Origin of the sequence: Xanthomonas cucurbitae, assembly GCF_002939885.1 — a bacterium.
In the GTDB taxonomy this organism is placed as follows: domain Bacteria; phylum Pseudomonadota; class Gammaproteobacteria; order Xanthomonadales; family Xanthomonadaceae; genus Xanthomonas; species Xanthomonas cucurbitae.
Genome location: NZ_MDED01000087.1, coordinates 1 through 2,580, shown reverse-complemented (window position 1 = coordinate 2,580; position 2,580 = coordinate 1). Strand labels below are relative to the sequence as shown.

Below are 2,580 nucleotides of genomic sequence, written 5' to 3'. Positions count from 1 at the left end.
TTGCTCGGCCAGGACAACCCGCTCGCCGCGCAATCAGAGCTGGCGCACTTCACCGGGCGCAATGTCGGTGGCTGGGCCGGCGGCACGACGGCGGCCTACGCGCTGGGCAGTTCCGGCGCCGGGCCGATGGTGCTGATTGCCGCCGATGCCTATTTCATGAGCGTGGCCGGCGAGAGGGCCGCCGCGCTGCTCGATAACCGCGCGATCTACCGGCAGACCGATGGCGATGGCACGCACTGGTCCTTCGATGGCCGCGCCTGGGCGCGCGAGGGCAGAGCCGACACCACCGCCGATGGCGTGGACAACCCCACCGCCACGCCGATCGTCGCCAGCTACGCCAAGGCCCGAGAACTCAACTACCAGGCGACCAATGTCGCTGCAGCATTGGCGCTGAAAAACGCACCCGATCCGGTCGATCCCTATCGACAGCCGGCCAACGCCACCGATCGCCCCAGCCTGAGTCCTGCCGACTGGAAGCGCGATCCGGCAGACGGCCAATGGCATCGCCTGGTCAAGACCGAGGTCTCCGGTGCCAACGATCGCGGCAGCTACGTGCAGGAGACCGCCTTGCCGCCGCGCGCGGCAGAACTGGAGGCACAGGCGCAGGCCACCATCGCCCACAACATCGCCAACAGTCCCGCTGCGATCGCCGCGCGCTATGAACTGGCCTACCACCGCAGCGGCTGGGCCGCCGAGGGCTTGCCGATGTCGCCGGCCGTCCAGCAGGCGTTGCCGGATCCGGACGCGTTGACCGCCTCGAACGGGCAACGCTACTACCGCAACATGGACGGCCAGTGGACCGGGCACGGCGCTCCACCCGATGCCAACCGGCTGCTGGAGCTGGAGACCACGCGCGCGATGCTGCAGCCGGCGCTCGCCGAGCAGGCCCAGGCGATTGCCGCCATCCAGCAGGCCCCGCCATCGCCGCAGGACGTGCAGCGCGAGCAGACGCTGTACCAGTACCGCATCGTGGGCACGGAACTGCAGCCGCAATGGCGCGAAGCGATCGGGCTGGCGAACCAGCGCACCCGCGAAGCGCAAGGACTCGCAGGCGATGGCGCCATGCAGCTGCAGCGTGGGCCGGGCGGTCAGTACGGCGCCAACAGCCTGGTCGCCCATCTGCAACGCGATGTCAGAACATATAAATCGCGTATCCTGGCAGCGCCCGCTTGATGAAAGCGGATATCGCATTCCGGTTATATGCAGGGTTGATCGGAGAAAACCCATGAACCAGTCAAATCAAGCGCAAGCAATACATCCGAATGCGCCCAGAAAAGGCGAATTCTACCTCCTCAGGTCCGACGTCCGTGGCGGCGGTCGCGGGCATGGCGTGGAGTTCGAGAACGAAGATGCGGTGCCGTTTTCCATTGCTGACAGCCTACCAGGGGAAGACGCGGGCTTGGCCGCACTGAAGGAAACCCCGCGCCTGCGCTACGACAGCCGCATCGGCGATATGCCCAATGACATGCACAGTGGATTCAAGAGCTACTGGCTGGTCTCAGAGCCGCTAAAGCAGGTCCTTGAAGCTGCGGACCCGGAAGGCTTTGCCTTCGCGCCATGCGACTTCCGATTGGAAGACGGTACGCCCGGGGCGCCGCACTATCTTTGCGAGGTGGTGCGGATTATCGATGCCATCGACGAGGAGGCATCCACCGTCAAGGTGTTGACCGGGCATCGAAATGGGAAATACTACCGAGTGGCTGGCGGTGCCGATCTTGCATTCAGGAAAGACATAGTCGGGACCGCGCATATCTTCAGAACACCTTATACATCAGATGCCTTTTGCGATCGGTTCTTGCGCGACAGCTTGATCGCGCAGGGATTTGGTAAGTCGCCCAGAACCCGTGGCGTTTGGTTGATAGACGCTTTCGGTTGCTGAGCGATGAACCTTCTGACCGTTTGATGGAGTAAGAGCAGATGCCCTCCAGTAACGTCATCCTTGAAAGTCATCATGTCATTGAAAACAGCATCTTTCGAGATCATAGGTTGCTCCAGAAATTGCTTGAGCATGGCTTGATCGACAAGGACGTATCGACCAATCGCCTGTATCTGCCGGTAGATGGCACGCTGGCTTACGAAATCGAAACATCTCCTCACCGTGGACGCACACGCAGCTCCTACACGAAAGCAATATTCGGTTATCTCGACGAAATCATTGACTTCCCAGATGGCGACGCCGCCATGCGCAACGACGCTGCAGCATTGAAGCGTGTCGCCGCCCAGGTGCACGACCTGCAAGACACCCTCAAAGTCGCCCTGATCAATGGCGATATGTTCGCAACTACCCCGGATCACTTGACCAAGGCCGAGACCAACGCGCAAAACCGCAGCACGCTCTCCGAGTATGAGCAATACCGCACCACCCACGCCGACCAGTTGAAAACGCTGCGTTCGATGAGCAATGTCGAATCCGAATGGGCCGCGATCACGCACTCCGAACAACGGATCACACAGGTGATCGACGCCGCGCGCACGACCGCCAAAAATCTGGTCGCTGTCCCGGATGAACGCGATGCCGTCATCCGCGAGATCGCCGGCCGCGAGGAATTTCGCATGGCCATCGCGCACGCCGAGGATGCC

General features: G+C 62.2%; 2 protein-coding genes and 1 pseudogene. All 3 read left to right on the top strand.

Annotated elements, in window-relative coordinates:
- Positions 1-1,128, top strand: a pseudogene (locus tag XcuCFBP2542_RS18710) (hypothetical protein); the annotation flags it as partial.
- A 97-nt stretch (positions 1,129-1,225) separates the two neighbouring features.
- The gene (locus tag XcuCFBP2542_RS18705) at positions 1,226-1,879 is read left to right on the top strand and encodes an imm11 family protein (RefSeq protein WP_104605731.1); all 654 of its coding nucleotides are present in this window, start codon (positions 1,226-1,228) and stop codon (positions 1,877-1,879) included.
- Between the two features lie 38 nt (positions 1,880-1,917).
- Positions 1,918-2,580, top strand: a 663-nt coding sequence (locus XcuCFBP2542_RS20175; RefSeq protein ID WP_249027694.1) for an AHH domain-containing protein, incomplete at its 3' end; no start/stop codon positions are given.

Bases quoted from the DNA above. Each gene is read 5' to 3' on its own strand.
- XcuCFBP2542_RS18705 (WP_104605731.1), top strand. From the start codon at position 1,226: ATGAACCAGTCAAATCAAGCGCAAGCAATACATCCGAATGCGCCCAGA.